At 65.9% G+C, this 17,640-nt stretch carries 13 protein-coding genes; 4 read left to right on the top strand and 9 right to left on the bottom strand.

The window, feature by feature from the left end; genetic code table 11:
• Positions 1-264: 264 nt before the first annotated feature.
• From ACK3BB_RS10015 to ACK3BB_RS10005, 3 genes are all read right to left on the bottom strand, one after another.
• Positions 265-1,545, bottom strand: coding sequence for a DUF3422 family protein (locus tag ACK3BB_RS10015; protein ID WP_428928571.1), 1,281 nt, complete (start codon positions 1,543-1,545; stop codon positions 265-267).
• Between the two features lie 209 nt (positions 1,546-1,754).
• Positions 1,755-3,188, bottom strand: a complete 1,434-nt coding sequence (locus tag ACK3BB_RS10010; RefSeq protein ID WP_428928570.1) for an NAD(P)(+) transhydrogenase (Re/Si-specific) subunit beta — start codon at positions 3,186-3,188, stop codon at positions 1,755-1,757.
• 15 nt (positions 3,189-3,203) lie between these two features.
• Positions 3,204-4,775, bottom strand: coding sequence for a Re/Si-specific NAD(P)(+) transhydrogenase subunit alpha (locus ACK3BB_RS10005; protein ID WP_428928569.1), 1,572 nt, complete (start codon positions 4,773-4,775; stop codon positions 3,204-3,206).
• 252 nt (positions 4,776-5,027) lie between these two features.
• Here ACK3BB_RS10005 and kynU point away from each other — a divergent pair, with 252 nt between their 5' ends.
• Positions 5,028-6,221 (top strand): kynureninase, encoded by a 1,194-nt coding sequence (gene kynU, locus ACK3BB_RS10000; RefSeq protein WP_428928568.1) that lies wholly within the window; start codon positions 5,028-5,030, stop codon positions 6,219-6,221.
• 15 nt (positions 6,222-6,236) lie between these two features.
• Here kynU and ACK3BB_RS09995 read toward each other — a convergent pair whose 3' ends face one another.
• Positions 6,237-6,818 carry a TetR/AcrR family transcriptional regulator gene (locus ACK3BB_RS09995; RefSeq protein WP_428928567.1) on the bottom strand — a complete coding sequence of 194 codons (582 nt, stop codon included), beginning with the start codon at positions 6,816-6,818 and terminating at the stop codon, positions 6,237-6,239.
• 152 nt (positions 6,819-6,970) lie between these two features.
• Here ACK3BB_RS09995 and ACK3BB_RS09990 point away from each other — a divergent pair, with 152 nt between their 5' ends.
• Together ACK3BB_RS09990 and ACK3BB_RS09985 are read left to right on the top strand one after the other, a co-directional pair.
• On the top strand, positions 6,971-7,435 hold the full coding sequence (locus ACK3BB_RS09990) for a (2Fe-2S)-binding protein (RefSeq protein ID WP_428928566.1): 465 nt from the start codon (positions 6,971-6,973) through the stop codon (positions 7,433-7,435).
• A 4-nt stretch (positions 7,436-7,439) separates the two neighbouring features.
• On the top strand, positions 7,440-9,677 hold the full coding sequence (locus tag ACK3BB_RS09985; RefSeq protein WP_428928565.1) for a molybdopterin cofactor-binding domain-containing protein: 2,238 nt from the start codon (positions 7,440-7,442) through the stop codon (positions 9,675-9,677).
• A gap of 48 nt (positions 9,678-9,725) precedes the next feature.
• Here the strand turns inward: ACK3BB_RS09985 and ACK3BB_RS09980 are convergent, their stop codons facing one another.
• The 5 genes from ACK3BB_RS09980 to ACK3BB_RS09960 all read right to left on the bottom strand — a co-directional run bounded on the left by ACK3BB_RS09980 (position 9,726) and on the right by ACK3BB_RS09960 (position 14,994).
• Positions 9,726-10,502, bottom strand: coding sequence for a gamma-glutamyl-gamma-aminobutyrate hydrolase family protein (locus ACK3BB_RS09980; RefSeq protein ID WP_428928564.1), 777 nt, complete (start codon positions 10,500-10,502; stop codon positions 9,726-9,728).
• A gap of 703 nt (positions 10,503-11,205) precedes the next feature.
• Complete coding sequence (locus ACK3BB_RS09975; RefSeq protein WP_428928563.1) at positions 11,206-13,350, bottom strand: malate synthase G; 2,145 nt, start codon at positions 13,348-13,350, stop codon at positions 11,206-11,208.
• A 251-nt stretch (positions 13,351-13,601) separates the two neighbouring features.
• Entirely contained in the window at positions 13,602-14,303 is a 702-nt protein-coding gene (locus ACK3BB_RS09970) for a helix-turn-helix transcriptional regulator (protein WP_428928562.1), read from the bottom strand.
• Positions 14,303-14,680, bottom strand: coding sequence for a VOC family protein (locus ACK3BB_RS09965; protein WP_428928561.1), 378 nt, complete (start codon positions 14,678-14,680; stop codon positions 14,303-14,305). Before ACK3BB_RS09965 ends, ACK3BB_RS09970 begins: the two co-directional genes overlap by 1 nt.
• Positions 14,681-14,790: 110 nt before the next feature.
• Positions 14,791-14,994: a hypothetical protein gene (locus tag ACK3BB_RS09960; RefSeq protein ID WP_428928560.1), complete on the bottom strand. Its 204-nt coding sequence runs from the start codon at positions 14,992-14,994 to the stop codon at positions 14,791-14,793.
• Positions 14,995-15,084: 90 nt separating this feature from the next.
• On the opposite strand from ACK3BB_RS09960, the gene pepN reads away from it, so the two are divergent.
• Positions 15,085-17,640, top strand: a complete 2,556-nt coding sequence (gene pepN / locus ACK3BB_RS09955) for an aminopeptidase N (protein WP_428928559.1) — start codon at positions 15,085-15,087, stop codon at positions 17,638-17,640.

Genomic DNA, 17,640 nt, shown 5'->3' with positions numbered 1-17,640 from the left:
GGGGAAATCCGGGATTTGCCGCGAAACCGGAACGGCCTGCACACAACGTGCACTAAAAAACATGGTCAACAGAGGTTAGGTTCTCAAAATCGTTAACAGGTCCGGCAATCCCCGGGCCATGCAACGACTATAGCCCGGAAAACACGACAGCTATATAAACTGCTTCACACAAAAACCGTTTTTCTACATCCCAAGGCGGTTTTTGACGCTTTCTTTTCACTTTTTGCGAATAAAGGCAGCCGTTTCGCCACGCCGGCCCTGCCCCTAGTGCAGCGAATTGCGAATCTTCCGCAGGCCCAGCCACACCGCCAGCACCACCGGCAGCGTCACGATGGCCGTCAGCTCGGGCTTGCTCAGCCCGGTCAGGCCGGTCAGCGGGTAGATCAGGTAGCCCACCAGCGAGACGGCGTAATAGCTGATCGCCACGACCGACAGCCCTTCGACCGTGTGTTGCAGGCGCAGCTGCATGTCGGCCCGCCGGTCCATGCTTTCCAGCAGTGCCTGGTTCTGGGCCGACCGTTCCACGTCGACCCGCGTGCGCAGCAGGTCGCCGGCCCGGATCGCCCGGTCCGACAGGGTCTTCAGCCGCGCCTCGGTCGAGGCCACCGTGCGCATGGCCGGGTCGAACCGGCGCACCATGAATTCCCCGAAGGTCGGCCGCCCGTGAAACCGCAGCTCGCGCAGCGCGTCGATCCGTTCGCCCACGATCGCCCGATAGGCCCCCGTGGCCCCAAAGCGAAAGGCCGCCCGCGCGGCCATGGTCTCCAGCTCGGACGAGATCGCCAGCAGGTCCGGCAGGATCTGGTCCGCCGGCTTGGCCTCTTCGGTCATCTCGATCATCACCTCGGTCAGCCGCGTGTCCAGCTCGCCCACCCGGCCCGTCAGCGCCCGCGCCCGGGTGAAACCCAGCAAGGCCATGGTCTTGTAGGTCTCGATCTCCAGCAGCCGCTGCACCGTACGCCCGACCCGGCGCGGCCCGGCCTCGCCCCCGGTAAAGACCGCCAGCCGCATGTGGCCGGCCGGGTCGATACGGAAATCGCTGGCCACCGTCGCCGTGCCGTCCAGCACCTGGCTGACCACCGTGCTTTCCGGCACGAACCAGGCATCAAGCAGGCGGATGATCTCGTCAGCGCCCGGGCTGGCCCCGATGCGGACCAGCGCCGAGGTCAACCGCTGGCCCGGCGCGGCCGACAGCCAGTCATCGGGAAAGACCTCGAATTCCGCCGGATCGAATGGCCGGTCGCCGGCCCCGTCGCAAAAGGCCGTGTAGGTCACGAATTCGGTATGCTGTTCCCATTTCAGCCAGTACCGGCCGATCCGCGCCGAGTAATGCGTGGCGCCCGGCTGGGGATGCGCCGCCCCGTGGCGGTCCAGCAGCCGCGTCAGGTGGGCCAGGTCGTCACCCCGGTCGCGCGCCACCGCGTCCGACGGCTGCTTGATGGCCAGGAAGACGGCCATGGCCGGCGAGGTCAGGCTGGGAAAGGGCCGCGCGTGCAGCTCGTTGGCAAGCGCGTAGCGCAGCGGGTGGTCTTCGATGGGCGGCATCCGGCCTCTCCTGGGGTCTTTCGCGCCATGATAGCAGCAAGCCATCCGGGGAGAGACCGAAAAAATCGCGCCATTTCATCGCGTTACGGGAATACCATCGTATACACCGGCGCCGCGCGGCCGCCTGCCAGGGCGGACAAGCCCCCGCCCCGGCCACGAAAAAGGGCGCCCCGCGAAGGGCGCCCTTTCGACATCATTGCCAGACGGGATCAGTCGATCATCGGCAGCAGCTTGTCCAGCGAGGCCTTGGCATCGCCGTAGAACATCCGCGTGTTGTCCTTGAAGAACAGCGGGTTCTCGATGCCCGAATAGCCGGTGCCCTTGCCGCGCTTCATCACGAAGACCTGCTTGGACTTCCAGCACTCCAGCACCGGCATCCCGGCGATGGGCGAGTTCGGATCGTCCTGTGCGGCGGGGTTCACGATGTCGTTCGACCCGATCACGATGGACACGTCCGTCTCGGGGAAATCGTCGTTGATCTCCTCCATCTCCAGCACGATGTCATAAGGCACCTTGGCCTCGGCCAGCAGCACGTTCATGTGCCCCGGCAGACGGCCCGCCACGGGGTGGATGGCAAAGCGTACCTCCTTGCCCTGGGCCCGCAGCTTCTTGGTCAGGTCGCTGACCGCCGATTGTGCCTGTGCCACGGCCATGCCGTAGCCGGGGATGATGATCACGCTGTCGGCCTCGTTCAGGGCCGAAGCCACGCCGTCGACCGGGATCTCGATCATCTCGCCTTCGACTTCCATCTGCGGCCCGCCGGTTTCGCCGAAACCGCCCAGGATGACCGACACGAAGGACCGGTTCATCGCCTTGCACATGATGTAGGACAGGATCGCACCGGACGAACCGACCAGCGCGCCGACTACGATCAGCAGGTCATTGCCCAGCGAGAAGCCGATCGCCGCCGCGGCCCAGCCCGAGTAGCTGTTCAGCATCGACACCACCACCGGCATGTCGGCGCCGCCGATGCCCATGATCAGGTGGTACCCGATGAAGAAGGCCAGCAGCGTCATCAGCACCAGCGCCCACATACCGCCGCCCGCGAGGTAGATGAACAGCAGCAGCAGCGACAGGCCCGCCGCGGTTGCGTTCAGCATGTGCCCGCCGGGCAGCTTCTTGGCCGCCGAGGTCACCTTGCCGGCCAGCTTGCCGAAGGCGATGACCGACCCGGTAAAGGTCACGGCCCCGATGAAGACGCCCAGGAAGACCTCGACCCGCAGGATGCCCTGCTCGACGCCGTCCTTCTTGGCCAGAACGGCTGCGAAACCGTCCAGCGCCTTCTTGGCCTCGTCATCCAGCGTCAGCACGTGGCCCAGCTCGATATGGGCGTTGTAGCCGACAAAGACCGCCGCCAGGCCGACCAGCGAATGCATCGCCGCGACCAGCTGGGGCATTTCCGTCATCTGCACCCGCTTGGCCACGATGAACCCGATGATGCCGCCGCCCGCGATCAGCAGGATCGACAGCCACCACAGGCCCGAGCCGGGGCCGATCAGCGTGGCGAAGATCGCCAGCGCCATGCCGGCGATGCCGTACCAGACGGCCCGCTTGGCGCTTTCTTGGCCCGACAGGCCACCCAAGCTCAGGATGAAGAGAACGGCCGCGACCACGTAGGCCGCCGTTGTGAATCCGAATTCCATTGCTCCGCTCCCCCCTTAGGATTTCTGGAACATGGCGAGCATGCGCCGCGTGACGAGGAAGCCGCCGAAGATGTTGATCCCGGCCATGAAGACCGACAGCGCGGCCAGCAGGATGACCCATCCGCCGGTCGAACCGATCTGCATCAGCGCGCCCAGGATGATGATCGACGAGATCGCGTTGGTCACGGCCATCAGGGGCGTGTGCAGCGAATGCGCCACGTTCCAGATCACCTGGAAGCCCACGAAGACGGCCAGCACGAAGACGATGAAATGCTGCATGAAGCTCGCCGGGGCCACCAGGCCCAGCAGCAGCAGCAGCGCCGCGCCGACGGCGATCAGGGTCACCTGGCTCTTGGTCTGCGCCTTGAAGGCCGCCGCTTCCGCTGCGCGCTTCTCTTCCGGCGTCAGCTCCTTCACCTTTTCCTTCGGCTTGGCCGCGATGGCCGCCACCTTGGGCGGCGGCGGCGGGAAGGTCACTTCCTTCTCATGCGTGATCGTCGCCCCGCGGATCACGTCGTCTTCCATGTTGTGATTGACCACCCCGTCCTTTTCAGGCGTCAGGTCGGTCATCATGTGGCGGATGTTGGTCGCGTAAAGCGTCGAGCTCTGCGTCGCCATCCGGCTGGGGAAGTCGGTGTAGCCGATGATCGTCACGCCGTTGTCGGTGACGATCTTCTCGTCGGGCTGGGTCAGCTCGCAATTGCCGCCGCGCTCGGCGGCCAGGTCGACGATCACCGACCCGGGCTTCATCATCTCGACCATGTCCTTGGTCCACAGCACCGGCGCCGCCCGGTTCGGGATCAGCGCGGTGGTGATGACAATGTCGATATCGGGTGCCAGCTCGCGAAACTTGGCCAGCTGGGCCTCTCGGAACTCGGGGCTGGACGGGGCCGCATAGCCGCCCGTCGCCGCGCCGTCGGTCTGTTCCTCGTCGAATTCCAGGTAGACGAATTCGGCGCCCATGGATTCGATCTGCTCGGCCACTTCGGGCCGCACGTCGAAGGCATAGGTGATCGCGCCCAGCGAGGTCGACGTGCCGATGGCCGCCAGCCCGGCCACACCGGCGCCGACGATCAGCACCTTGGCCGGGGGCACCTTGCCCGCCGCCGTCACCTGGCCGGTGAAGAACCGGCCGAAATTGTTGCCGGCCTCGATCACCGCGCGGTAGCCGGCGATATTGGCCATGGACGACAGCGCGTCCATCTTCTGGGCCCGGCTGATCCGGGGCACCATGTCCATCGCGATGACCGAGGCGCCCTTTTCGGCGGCCAGGTTCATCAACTCTTCATTCGATGCCGGGTAGAAGAACGAAATGAGCGTCTTCGACGGCCCCAGCCGCTTGATCTCGGTCTCGCTGGGCGGGCGCACCTTGGCGATGATGTCGGCGGCCTTGAACAGCTGCGCCGCCGTCTTGATCACCTCGACGCCGGCCTCTTCATAGGCCGCGTCCGAGAATCCTGCCAACACGCCTGCGCCGCTTTCGATCAGGCACTCATGCCCCAGCTTTTGCAATTGCCGGGCGCTGTCGGGCGTCATGGCCACCCGGGCCTCGCCCTCGAACACTTCCTTTGGTGTGCCGATTTTCACTCGTGGTCCCCCTCTGCGGTCCGTCTTGATTGCATTGGCGCGCAATTCCGTCTGGTAACCCGCGCAAGATAGTTGCGCAAGCGCGCCTTTGGTTCCTATACGAAACTGTCACACACAACGGTGGCCATCCTGATTGTTTTAAGGGCAGATGGAGGCATTCCCACCCTCTTTCCGCCGGACATTCGCCACCGCCCGGCCCGGCCCCCGGCCGCCGGTCCCGTCCAATTCGCAGCCACCGCCAGGAGCGCCTCAATGACCGATTTCGCAGCGACAAAGGCGCTGTTTTCCCTGCCCGAGGGCATGATCTATCTCGACGGCAATTCGCTCGGCCCCCTGCCCCGTGCGGCCGGCGCGCGGGTCGCGCAATGCATGCAGGACGAATGGGGCGAGATGCTGATCACCGCCTGGAACCGGGCCGGGTGGATGGACCAGCCCGCGCGGCTGGGCGACCGGATCGGCCGGCTGATCGGCGCAGGCCCCGGCCAGGTTGTCCTGGGCGACACCCTGTCGATCAAGGTCTACCAGGCGCTGGCCGCGGCGCTGGATCTGCGGCCCGACCGCAAGGTGGTCTTGTCGGACACCGGCAATTTTCCCAGCGATCTCTACATGGCGCAGGGGCTGCTCGGTTCGCTGGATCGCGGCCACAGCCTGCGCTGTGTCCCGCCCGAAGAGATCGAGGCCGCGCTGACCGAAGAGGTGGCCGTGCTGATGCTGACCCAGGTGGATTACCGCACCGGGCGGATGCACGACATGGACGTTCTGACAGAAAAAGCACATTCTGTCGGGGCCCTGGTGATCTGGGACCTGGCCCATTCCGCCGGCGCCCTGCCGATCGACCTGGGGGGTGCGGGGGCGGATTTTGCCGTGGGCTGCACCTACAAGTTTCTCAATTCCGGCCCCGGCGGCCCGGCCTTCATCTATGTCGCACCAGCGCTTGCCGATGCGGCCCGCCCGGCCCTGTCCGGCTGGCTGGGCCATGCCGAGCCCTTTGCCTTTGATCCCGATTATCGCCCCGCGCCAGCGATTGCCCGGATGCGCGTGGGCACGCCGCCGATCCTGCAGATGGCCGCCCTCGACGCGTCACTGGACATCTGGGACCAGGTCGACATGCAGGCCCTGCGCGCCCGGTCCATCGCCCTGTCCGAGGCGTTTATTGCCGGGGTGGAGGCCCGCTGCCCCCAGTTGCAACTGGCCAGCCCGCGCGATCCGCATCGCCGCGGGGCGCAGGTGTCGTTTCGCTTCGACGAAGGCTATGCGGCGATGCAGGCGCTGATCGCGGCGGGCGTGGTCGGCGATTTCCGGGCGCCGGACATCATGCGCTTTGGCATTACGCCGCTTTACACCGACATGGACGATATCGAACAGGCCGTCGAGCGGCTGGCCGATGTCATGGACAAGCGCCTGTGGGACAACCCGAAATTCCGCACCCGCGCCGGTGTGACCTGACCAAGGGCGAGCCGCTCAGCGGATCGCCAGCCCCTGCCCGACCAGCACGGCCAGGGTTTCCAATGCGCTCAGGTAATCCTGCAACTCGGTGCCCGGCTTCTTAAGCCCCTTGAGCGCCGAGGTCAGCGTGGCCGCCACGTGATGCGGCGACTTGCGCAGGTCGATCCGCCCGGCGGCCATCTCTTCGGCCAGCCAATCGGCATAGACATCGCGCAGGCGCGCTTCGCCGGCCTCGACCAGGTCCAGCGCCGCGCCGGTGCCCGTTTCCAGCAGTTCCATCCCGTGGGGCGACGACAGCAGCATATCGGCCATCCGTCCGGCCTGGGCCACAAAGGCCCGGTGCAGGCGCATCGACACCGACCCTTCGCTGCGCAACGCCTGGCCCACCTGGCTGGCCGCCTCGTCGTAATGCATCTCGACCAGCGACCGCAGGATCGCCTTCTTGTTGCGGAAATGCGTGTAGAGCGCGGGTCGCGACATGTTTGCCCCGCGGGCGATGTCATCCATCGAGGTCTTGCGAAACCCATAGCTGGCAAAGGCCGTCATCGCCGCCTGGAGGATGGTCTGCTGTTTCGTGTCCGGCGAAATCTCGTTCATGAACAAGACTGTCGCGCTCCCGACCCGGCTTGTCAATCGACACCCTGACACTTTCTGACGATTTTGTCAGTTGACGGAATGACACTTTTTATGAAAACTGTCAGACAGTCACGACCCCGTCACCGCCACCGACCCCAATCCCGGAGCCTGCCATGACGACCCCATTGACCGTGAACGGAACGCCCCACGACATCGACCTGCCCGGCGAGGTCCCCCTGCTTTGGGTCCTGCGCGACCAGCTGGGCCTGACCGGCACGAAATTCGGCTGCGGGGTCTCGGCCTGCGGCGCCTGCACCGTGCATATCGACGGCGAGGCCGTGCGCAGCTGCCAGGTGGCGCTGGAAGATGTCTGGGGCCCCGTCACCACGATCGAGGCCCAGGGCACGCCCGAGGCCATGTCCATCCTTCAACAGGCCTGGGTCGATCATCAGGTCGCCCAATGCGGGTATTGCCAGTCCGGCCAGATCATGCAGGCCGCGGCCCTTTTGGCGGAAACCCCGACGCCCAGCGACGACCAGATCGACGAGGCCATGGCCGGCAATCTCTGCCGCTGTGGCACCTACCCGCGCATCCGCGCCGCGATCCACGCCGCCGCCGCCCGCATGAGCGAGGTCTGACCCGATGGCCCGTATCGCAACGATCGCCCGCCGCAGCTTCCTGATCGGCTCGGCCGCCATCGCCGGCGGCGTGGCCTTCGGCTTTTACAAGCTGAACCAGGCCCCGGCCAACCCGCTGGACGCCGGGACGGGCCAGGCCGCGCTGAACCCGTTCATCTTCATCGACGGCAACGGCGTGACCATCATCACTCCCCGGGCCGAGATGGGCCAGGGCGTGCAGACCACCCTGGCCGCGCTGGCCGCCGAAGAGCTGGACATCGCCTGGCAGGATGTTCGCGTCCTGCATGGCCCGCCCGCCGCGGCCTATTACAACGCGGCGATGGTCGGAGGCATGCTGCCCTTCAAGGAATACCAGATGACCGGCTGGCAGCACATGCTGGCCGGGCAGCTGGACAAGGCCGGCAAGTTCCTGTCGCTGCAGGTGACGGGCGGCTCGACCTCGATGCGCGACGGGTTCGACCGGCTGCGCGAAGCCGGGGCCAGCGCCCGCGAGACGCTGAAACAGGCGGCCTCGGACCAGCTGGGCATCGCCGCGGCCTCGTTGCGCACGGAAGACGGCCAGGTCATCGCCCCCGATGGCACCGCCCTGCCCTATGGCGCCCTGGCCGAAGCCGCCGCCCGGATCGACCCGCCGCGCGTCGCGCTGCGCGACCCGTCGCAATGGCGCTACCTGGGGCATTCGATGCCCCGGCTGGACCAGGTGCCCAAGGTCACCGGCACGGCGCAATTCGGCATCGACACGCGGATGGATGGCATGAAATTCGCCACCCTGCGCCAGAACCCCGCCCGCGCCGGCATGCTGCGCTATGATGCCAGCGCCGCCGAAACCATGCCCGGGGTCGAGAAGATCGTGCCGCTGGACACCGGGATCGCGGTGATTGCCAGCAACACCTGGCTGGCCTTCCGCGCGGCCGAGGCGATCGAGATCGAATGGGAGGGCCCGGCCTATCCGCCCGACCAGGACGCGATCTGGTCGGCCATCGAGGCCAGCCTCGACCAGGCGCCCAATTCGACCCTGCGCGACGACGGCGATGCCGACGAGCTGCCCGAGGGCGCCACGCTGGTCGAGGCCGAATACCGGATGCCCTTCCTGGCCCACGCAACGATGGAGCCAATGAATGCCACGGCGCTGTTTTCCGGGGATGCGCTGCTGATCCGCTGCGGCAACCAGGCGCCGGTCATGGTCCGCGACAAATGCGCCGAGGCGACCGGGCTGGACCCCGAACAGGTCACCGTCGAGACGCTGATCATGGGCGGCGGGTTTGGCCGGCGGGGCGAGGTCGATTACGCCGTGCTGGCCGCCCGGGTGGCCCAGGCCATGCCCGGCACGCCGATCCAGCTGACCTGGAGCCGCGAAGAGGACATGACCCAGGATTTCTATCGCCCCGCCGCCATCGGCCGGTTCCGGGGCGCGGTGCGGGACGGCCGGCCGGTGCTGCTGGATGGCCGCATCGCCGGGCCGTCGGTCAATGCCAGCGCCATGCCGCGCTGGGTCGGGATGGAGCCGTCGGGACCTGACAAGATCCATGTCGAAGGCGCGTATGACCAGCCCTATGCCATTGAAAACTATCGCATCACCGGCCACCTGACCGACCTGTCCGTGCCGCTGGGCTATTGGCGTTCGGTGGGCGCCAGCGTGACGTCCTTCCTGCACGAGACCTTCATCGACGAGCTGGCCGTGGCCGCCGGGCGCGACCCGCTGGACATGCGGCTGGAGCTGATGCGCAACGAACATGCGCCCTCGGCCGCCTGCCTGGACCGGGTGGCCGAAATGGCGGGATGGACAGGCCAGACGCCCGAGGGCATCGGCCGGGGCGTAGCCTTCAGCTTTTCCTTCGGGACGCCGGTGGCCGAAATCGTCGAGGTGGAACAGACCGAAATGGGCATCCGCATCGCCCGGGCCTGGGTGGCCTGCGACGTGGGGCTGGCGCTGGACCCGGCGATCGTGCGGGCGCAGATGATGTCGGGGCTGATCTATGGGCTGTCGGCCGCGGTGATGGGCGAGATCACCTTTGCCGAGGGCGCGGCCGAGCAGCAGAATTTCTACGATTACGACGCGCTGCGCATGCACAATACGCCGGTGATCGACGTGGCGGTGCTGGAGAACAAGCCGCATCTGAGCGGCGCCGGCGAACCCGGCACGCCGCCGTCGATGCCCGCGCTCGGCAATGCGCTGTTCGACCTGACGGGCCGGCGGGCGCGGGAATTGCCGCTGAACAAGAGCTTTGATTTCCTGCTCTGAGCGGCGCCTGGACCGCCGCCCGTGGCTGTGCCCGGGCGGCAGATGTCGTCAGGCGGTTTTTTGAAGATAGGGCCGCCGGCCGGCCGCCCAATCGCGCACGGCATCGCCAAAGGCCGAGAACAGCGGGCGCGAGACCGGATCGTTGTCGGCATTGTATTCCGGGTGCCATTGCACGGCCAGGGTGAAACCCGGCGCGCCGTCGACATAGATCGCCTCGGGCGTGCCGTCGGGGGCGTAGCCGTCGATCACGATGCGCTTGCCCGGGGTCTTGATGCCCTGCCCGTGCAGGGTGTTGGTCATCACGCCGGTCGAGCCGAACAATTGGTGAAACGGCCCGCCTTCGGTCAGCGTGACCTCATGGCGCAGCGCGAATTTCTCCTCGACGGTGCCGTCGGGAGGCATGCGGTGGTTCATCCGGCCGGGCAGATCGCGGATCTCGGGATAGAGCGTGCCGCCCATTGCGACGTTGACCTCCTGGAACCCGCGGCAGACGCCCAGGAACGGCTGGCCCCGCGCCACACAGGCCCGCACCAGCGGCAGGGCGATGGCATCGCGGTTGCGGTCAAAGGTGCCATGGGCTTCGGTGGCCTCTTCGCCGTATTCCTCGGGGTGGACATTGGGCCGCCCGCCGGTCAGCAGGAAGCCGTCGCAGGTTTCCATCAGCTCGTCGACCGAGACATACCGCGGATCGGCCGGGATCAGCAGCGGCATGCAATTGGCAACCATGGCCACGGCAGACGAATTCATCGACCCGCCCGCGTGAACCTCGTACTGATCGTTGATCAGGTGGGAATTGCTGATGATGCCGACCACGGGACGCGTCATGCCGCCTGTCCTACTCGCTTGCTGGGAACGGATACCCGCCGAGGATACAGAGCCACCGCAGGCGCCGCAACTGCACCCGTTGACCCGACCATAGACCAGCCGGATTGACGAAGGATGAACGCCCATGCGCCGGGCAGGACCGGTGGCGGGACAGGATGCCAGTCGAGGGGTCTGGCTGTGGCCATGTGGCCGTGTGGCCGTGTGGCCGTGTGGCCGTGTGGCCGTGTGGCCGTGTGGCCGTGTGGCCGTGTGGCCGTGTGGCCGTGTGGCCGTGTGGCCGTGTGGCCGTGTGGCCGTGTGGCCGTGTGGCCGTGTGGCCGTGTGGCCGTGAACATCCGCGTAGGGGTAACAGGGGGCAAGCCGCTCAACCGATGGATCGGCCACTAAACCGGTTGCGCAAGATGACGGCCGAGGCGGGCCGTTCCTCCTCCTCGACGACAGCCCACCCCGGCGCCACCGAGATCACGCCACCGCAATGGCGGACCTCTTGTCAGGGCTGACCAGGCCGGATCCGCACATGCAGATCCGCAAAGCCATCCCGACCTCCGGTAAATGTTTCCCGTGTCTGTGGCGCCCTGCCCACCCGACCACGGTACCGACCGGCCTCGCCGGTCTTGCTGTCCACGCCTCGCTTCAACCCCCTACCGGACGGCGCCGCGATCCCCGGATCAGTCGGGCAAAGCGGCGCAACGTCGCAGGGATGTTACGTCAGCGTCGATTTCAACTCAAGCCGTCGCGTGTGTAGTACGGGCTCGGTATATCCCGAAGGTTGTACCCGGCCGCGGAACACCAGGTCGCAGGCGGCCTGGAAAGCCACGCCGTCATAGCCCGGAGCCATCGGCCGATAGGACGCGTCGCCGGCGTTCTGTTCGTCGACCTTGGCCGCCATCCGGCGCATCGCATCCATGACCTGCTCTTCCGAGACAACCTCGTGGTGCAGCCAGTTGGCAATGTGCTGGGCCGAGATCCGGCAGGTCGCGCGGTCTTCCATCAGGCCGACGTCATTGATGTCGGGCACCTTGGAACAGCCGACACCCTGGTCGACCCAGCGCACGACATAGCCCAGGATGCCCTGGGCATTGTTCTCGACCTCGCGGATGCGCTGCGCCTCGGTCCATTTCCTGTAGGAGGCCAGCGGAATGTCGAGCACCGCATCAACATAGGCCCGCCGCCCGCCGGCCTTCAGCTTGTCCTGGACGGCAAAGACATCAACCTTGTGGTAATGCAAGGCATGTAGCGTGGCGGCTGTCGGGCTGGGCACCCAGGCCGTGTTGGCCCCGGCCTTGGGATGTTCGATCTTTTGCTCCAGCATGGCGGCCATCATGTCGGGCATGGCCCACATCCCCTTGCCGATCTGGGCAATTCCCGACAATCCGCATTCCAGGCCGATGTCGACATTCTGGTTTTCATAGGCCGTGATCCAGCCCTTGCGCTTGATGAAATCCTTGCGGCTGAAGGGCCCGGCCTCCATCGAGGTATGGATCTCGTCGCCGGTGCGATCGAGGAAGCCGGTATTGATGAAGGCACAGCGGTGTTTCGCCGCCCGGATACACGCCTTCAGGTTGACCGACGTGCGCCGTTCCTCGTCCATGATGCCGATCTTGACCGTGTATTGCGGCAGGCCCAGGATCTCTTCGACCAGGGTGAAGGTGCGGTCGGCAAAGGCCACTTCTTCGGGCCCGTGCATCTTGGGCTTGACCACGTAGACCGAGCCCATGGCGCTGTTGCCGCCCTCGGCCTTGAGGTCATGCATGGCGATGGTCACCGTTATCAGCGCATCCATCAGCCCTTCGAAGACCTCGTTGCCCGCGCTGTCCAGAACGGCGGGGTTGGTCATCAGGTGGCCGACATTGCGGACCCACATCAGCGCGCGGCCCTTGACCGTGACCTCTGCCCCGTCGGGGCCTGTATAGCTGCGGTCGGGCGCCATGCGCCGGGTCAGGGTCTCGCTGCCCTTGGTGAAAGTCGCCTCCAGGTTGCCCTGCATCAGGCCCAGCCAGTTGGAATAGGCCAGGACCTTGTCCTCGGCATCGACGCAGGCGACCGAATCCTCGCAATCCATGATCGCCGTGATGGCGCTTTCGATTCGGATGTCGGCCAGCCCGGCCTGGTCGCGGCTGCCGATCACGTGGGTGCGGTCAAAGACCAGTTCCACATGCAGCCCGTTGTTGACCAGCAGCACCGTGTCCGGCGCCTTGGGATGGCCGCGATAGCCGACGAACTTGCCGGGCTGGGCCAGCGGCATGTCGTCGATCAGCAGCTGTCCATCGCGGATGTGATAGCGCCGGGCATCGGCATGGCTGGTGCCCTCGACCGGGAACGCCTCGTCGAGAAAGACCCGCGCGCGCGCCACGACCCGGGCACCGCGGCCCTTGTCATAGCCGCCCTTCGGCGCCACCGAGCCCATGGCATCGGTGCCGTAAAAGGCATCGTACAGGCTGCCCCACCGCGCATTGGCGGCGTTCAGCGCATAGCGGGCGTTGGTGATCGGCACCACCAGCTGCGGCCCGGGGATGGTTGCGATCTCGGGATCGACATTCCGGGTTTCGATGGCGAAATCAGGGCCTTCGGGCAGCAGATAGCCGATGTCCTCGAGAAAGCCGCGATAGGCTACGTGGTCATGGGGCTTGCCGCGATTGGACAGGTGCCAATTGTCGATGCGCTGCTGCATCTCGTCCCGCGCGGCCAGCAGGGCGCGGTTCTCGGGGGTCAGCTCGGCCACCATGCGGGCGAAACCGGCCCAGAAGGTCTCTGCCGAAATGCCCGTGCCCGGCAGGGCGCCGGTCTCGATGAAATCCGCAAGTTCAGGTGCAACCTGCAGGTTTTCGATGGAAATCCGCTCGCTCATGGATACTGGCCTCCGCATACAATTGTGCACCGGATAGGGGAAAAGTTTCCTATCGGCAACAAGATTGTTGGATTGGCAACATGGGCCGGACTGGGCCGCGCCGGGCCGCCGCGATCAGGCTATGCCCTTCGCCGGGCGGCGTCGCGATCTTTCTGCACTTCGGCGGCCAAGCCATGGCGTTTGCACAGGTTTTTTTCGCCGTGCCACGTCCTTCCCCTGCCTGCGGGCACTGTCAGGAGCGTGTCAGGAGTTTACCCCGGCATCTGGCCCTTCCCCTCGGCCTCCATCCGCGCGTAGAAGGCGCGCAGGCTCCGGCCCTGGTCGGGTTTGAACCGGGCGCCCGTGCGGTCCATCGCCACGATCCGGTCCAGGCGGAACATGCGGAAATCCTCGCGCAATTCGCACCAGGCGATCAGCGTCCAGACCTTGCCCCAGAACCACAGGCCCAGCGGCCTCACCTGCCGCTCGGTCGGGTTGCCGGCGGCATCTGCATAGGACAGGCGCAGCACCGCGCGGTCGCAAATGCCGGCCTCGATTCCGTCGATGCGCTCGCGCACGTCCTGGGTCAGGCCGGGGGACATGGAATGCACCTCGACGGCCTCGGCCTGGGCGCGGGCGTCCGGCGGCAGCACCTCGGCGATCTTGATCAGCGCTTCTTCGGCGGCCCGGGCCATGGTCGCCCCGCCCCAGGCCCGCGCGATGCGGGCGCCGGTCACCAGGGCGACGATCTCGTCGCGCGTGAACATCAGCGGCGGGATGTCGTGCCCCGCCTCCATCACATAGCCATAGCCCGCCTCGCCCGAGATCGGCACGCCGGTGGCCATCAGGTCGGCAATATCACGGTAGATCGTGCGCGGGCTGACTTCCAGCGCATCGGCCAGGGCCCGCGCCGTGGTGCGCCGACCGCCCCTGAGGTGTTGGATGATCTCGAAGAGGCGGTCGGCACGGCGCATCAGGCGCGCTCCATGAACCCGACGGAATTGCCGTCCAGGTCTTCGCAATAGGCAAAGCGCCCGGCCGGGATCGAGATCGGCGGCGAGACCACGGTGCCACCGGCCGTGCGGACCCGGTCCAACGTGTCTTCCAGCTTGCCCGGCGCGTTGAGGTGAACCGTGGGCCCGGTGCCCCGCGCGGCGGGCATGCCCGGATAGAGGTGGCCGGCCACGCCCTTGCCGAACTCCTTCGGCGTGAACAGGGCAATGGGGTTCGGGCCCATGTCGTCTTCTGTCAGTTTCGTGTCAAGAACGACCTCGTAAAAGGCCTTTGCCTTGGCCATGTCGGTGGTCGGGATCTCGGCCCAGACGACAAAATGTTCGGGGGCGTAGGTCATCGTAACAAACTCCTTGTTCAGCGATGACCCTGATGTCGCACAGCGCTGCTGACAGCATACTGTCAGCATCTGTCACCTGGCGCCAGTTCCCCGGAGCTGACAGGAGCGTGTCAGTTGCCCGCCAGGACCATCGGCGCCGCCGTGTCCACCACCGACGCGCCCGAACCGGCCAGCGTGTCGTCCCAGGCAGACAGGCTGTGCACGGCAAAACCGGTGCAGAACAGCGCGGAACAGGCCAGACCTATGCCAATGCCGATAAAGGCGGGCCGATAGGCGTCGGGGTCGGGGCTGGCGGTGGTGACGGGCGCGGGCATGGCGCTCCTTTCCGTTGGCAGATAAGTGATTATAGTCATGCCAATAACGCCGGTCCCGGCACATGGTTTCATGGAAAACGGAAACACAACATGCGCGACGCTGCTCCCCAGACGATCTACCTGTCCGATTACACACCCTTCGGATGGCTGGTCGACAAGGTCGACCTGACCTTCATCCTCGCGCCCCATGCCACCCGCGTCAAAAGCCGGATCGCCTTTTCGCCCAATCCCGATGCCCCGGCGCAGGCGTTCTTCCTGCATGGCGAAGAGCTCAAACTGATCTCTGCATCCATCGACGGGACCGCTGTTGACACACAACTGACAGCGCAGGGCCTCTCCTGCCAGGTTCCTGACACAGCTTTCGTCTGGGAGGCCGAGGTCGAGATCGATCCGGCGAATAATACCGCTCTGGAGGGGCTTTACATGTCAAACGGCATGTATTGCACGCAATGCGAGGCCGAAGGTTTCCGCAAGATCACCTTCTATCCCGACCGCCCCGATGTCATGAGCACCTTCACCGTGCGCATCGAAGGCTCGGCCGACACGCCGGTGATGTTGTCCAACGGCAACCCGGTGTCCAGCGGCGACGGCTTTGCCGAATGGCATGACCCATGGCCCAAGCCCGCCTATCTCTTCGCGCTGGTCGCGGGCGAGTTGGTCGCCCAATCCGACCGGTTCACCACCGCCTCGGGCAAGGACGTGGCGCTGAACCTCTGGGTCCGCCCCGGTGACGAGGGCAAATGCGCCTTCGGCATGGAAGCGCTGAAGAAATCGATGAAATGGGACGAAGACGTCTATGGTCGCGAATACGACCTGGAGGTTTTCAACATCGTCGCGGTCGATGATTTCAACATGGGTGCGATGGAGAACAAGGGGTTGAATATCTTCAATTCTTCCGCTGTTCTCGCCAGCCCCGAGACCTCGACCGACATGAATTTCGAACGGATCGAGGCGATCATCGCCCATGAGTATTTTCACAACTGGACCGGCAATCGCATCACCTGCCGCGACTGGTTCCAGCTGTGCCTCAAGGAAGGGCTGACCGTCTTCCGCGATGCCCAGTTCACCTCTGACATGCGGTCGGCCCCGGTCAAGCGTATCCAGGACGCCATCGACCTGCGCGCCCGGCAATTCCCCGAAGACGGTGGTCCGCTGGCCCATCCGGTGCGGCCGGATCAATACCAGGAAATCAACAATTTCTACACCGCCACGGTCTATGAAAAGGGTGCCGAGGTGATCGGCATGCTGAAACGACTCGTGGGGGATGATGGATACAAGGCCGCGCTGGATCTCTATTTCGACCGTCATGATGGCCAGGCCTGCACGATCGAGGATTGGCTGCAGGTCTTCGAAGACGCGACCGGCCGCGATCTGGCACAATTCAAGCGCTGGTACACCCAGGCGGGCACGCCGCGCGTATCGGTGGCCGAGCATTGGGCCGACGGCACCTATACCCTGACCTTCCGCCAGGAGACCAAGCCTTCTGCCGCAACGCCCGCGCCCTTGCCGCAGGTCATTCCGATGGCCATAGGCCTGCTCAATCCCAACGGCGACGAGGTTCTGCCCACGACGGTGCTGGAAATCACCGAAGAGGAACAGAGTTTCCGCTTCGAAGACCTGGCCGCCCGGCCAGTGCCATCGCTGCTGCGCGGGTTCTCGGCGCCTGTCACGCTGGATCGGGATGCTACCACCGAGGAACGCGCCTTTCTGCTGGCCCATGACACCGACAGCTTTACCCGCTGGGAAGCCGGTAATGCCCTGGCGCAGCAGACACTTCTGGACATGGCCGCCGATGGCGCCGTGCCCGCCGCGGCGTATCTCGATGGCATGAAGGCCGTGCTGCGCGACGACAGCCTCGATCCGGCCTACCGTGCGCTGATGCTGTCCTTCCCGACGCAATCTGCGCTGGCCGGGGCGTTGGCCGACAAGGGCATCACCCCCGATCCCGATGCCATCTGGCAAGCCGTCGAAACGTTGCGCCAGTCACTGGCCGAACATCTGCAGGACGTCCTGCCACGGCTGGAGGCCGAGACCCGCGTGGATGGCCCCTATCGCCCCGATGCCGAGCAATCGGGCAAACGCGCCCTGGGTGGCGCCGTTCTGGGCCTGCTGACCCGGTTGGATGGCGGGGCCGCCGCAGCGGCGCAATATGCGGCCGCCGACAACATGACGCTCAAGCTGAACGCGCTGGCCTGCCTGATCCTGGCCGGCAAGGGCGAGGCACAATTGGCCGAATTCTACGACAATTGGCAGCACGATCGGCTGGTGATCGACAAGTGGTTCGGACTGCAAATCATGCAGGCCGCACCCGAAAGGGTCGTCGACGTGGCCAGGGCGCTGACGGAACATCCTGACTTCAATATGAAAAACCCCAACCGCTTCCGGGCGACGCTGGGCGCGCTGGCCGGCCATCATGCCGGGTTCCATCGCAAGGACGGCGCCGGCTATGACCTGCTGGCCGATTGGCTGATCCGACTTGATCCCGTCAATCCCCAGACCACCGCGCGGATGTGCACGGCCTTCCAGACCTGGAAACGCTATGACGCGACGCGCCGGGGGCATGCCCGGGCCGCGCTGGACCGGATCGCGGCGACCGAGGGGCTGTCGCGCGATGTGTCCGAAATGGTGCAACGCATCCTGGCCTGA

Source organism: Marinibacterium sp. SX1, from assembly GCF_050389775.1.
In the GTDB taxonomy this organism is placed as follows: Bacteria; Pseudomonadota; Alphaproteobacteria; order Rhodobacterales; family Rhodobacteraceae; genus Marinibacterium.
The sequence above is the reverse complement of the archived record's forward strand: the minus strand, read 5'-3'. Positions and strand labels throughout refer to the sequence as shown.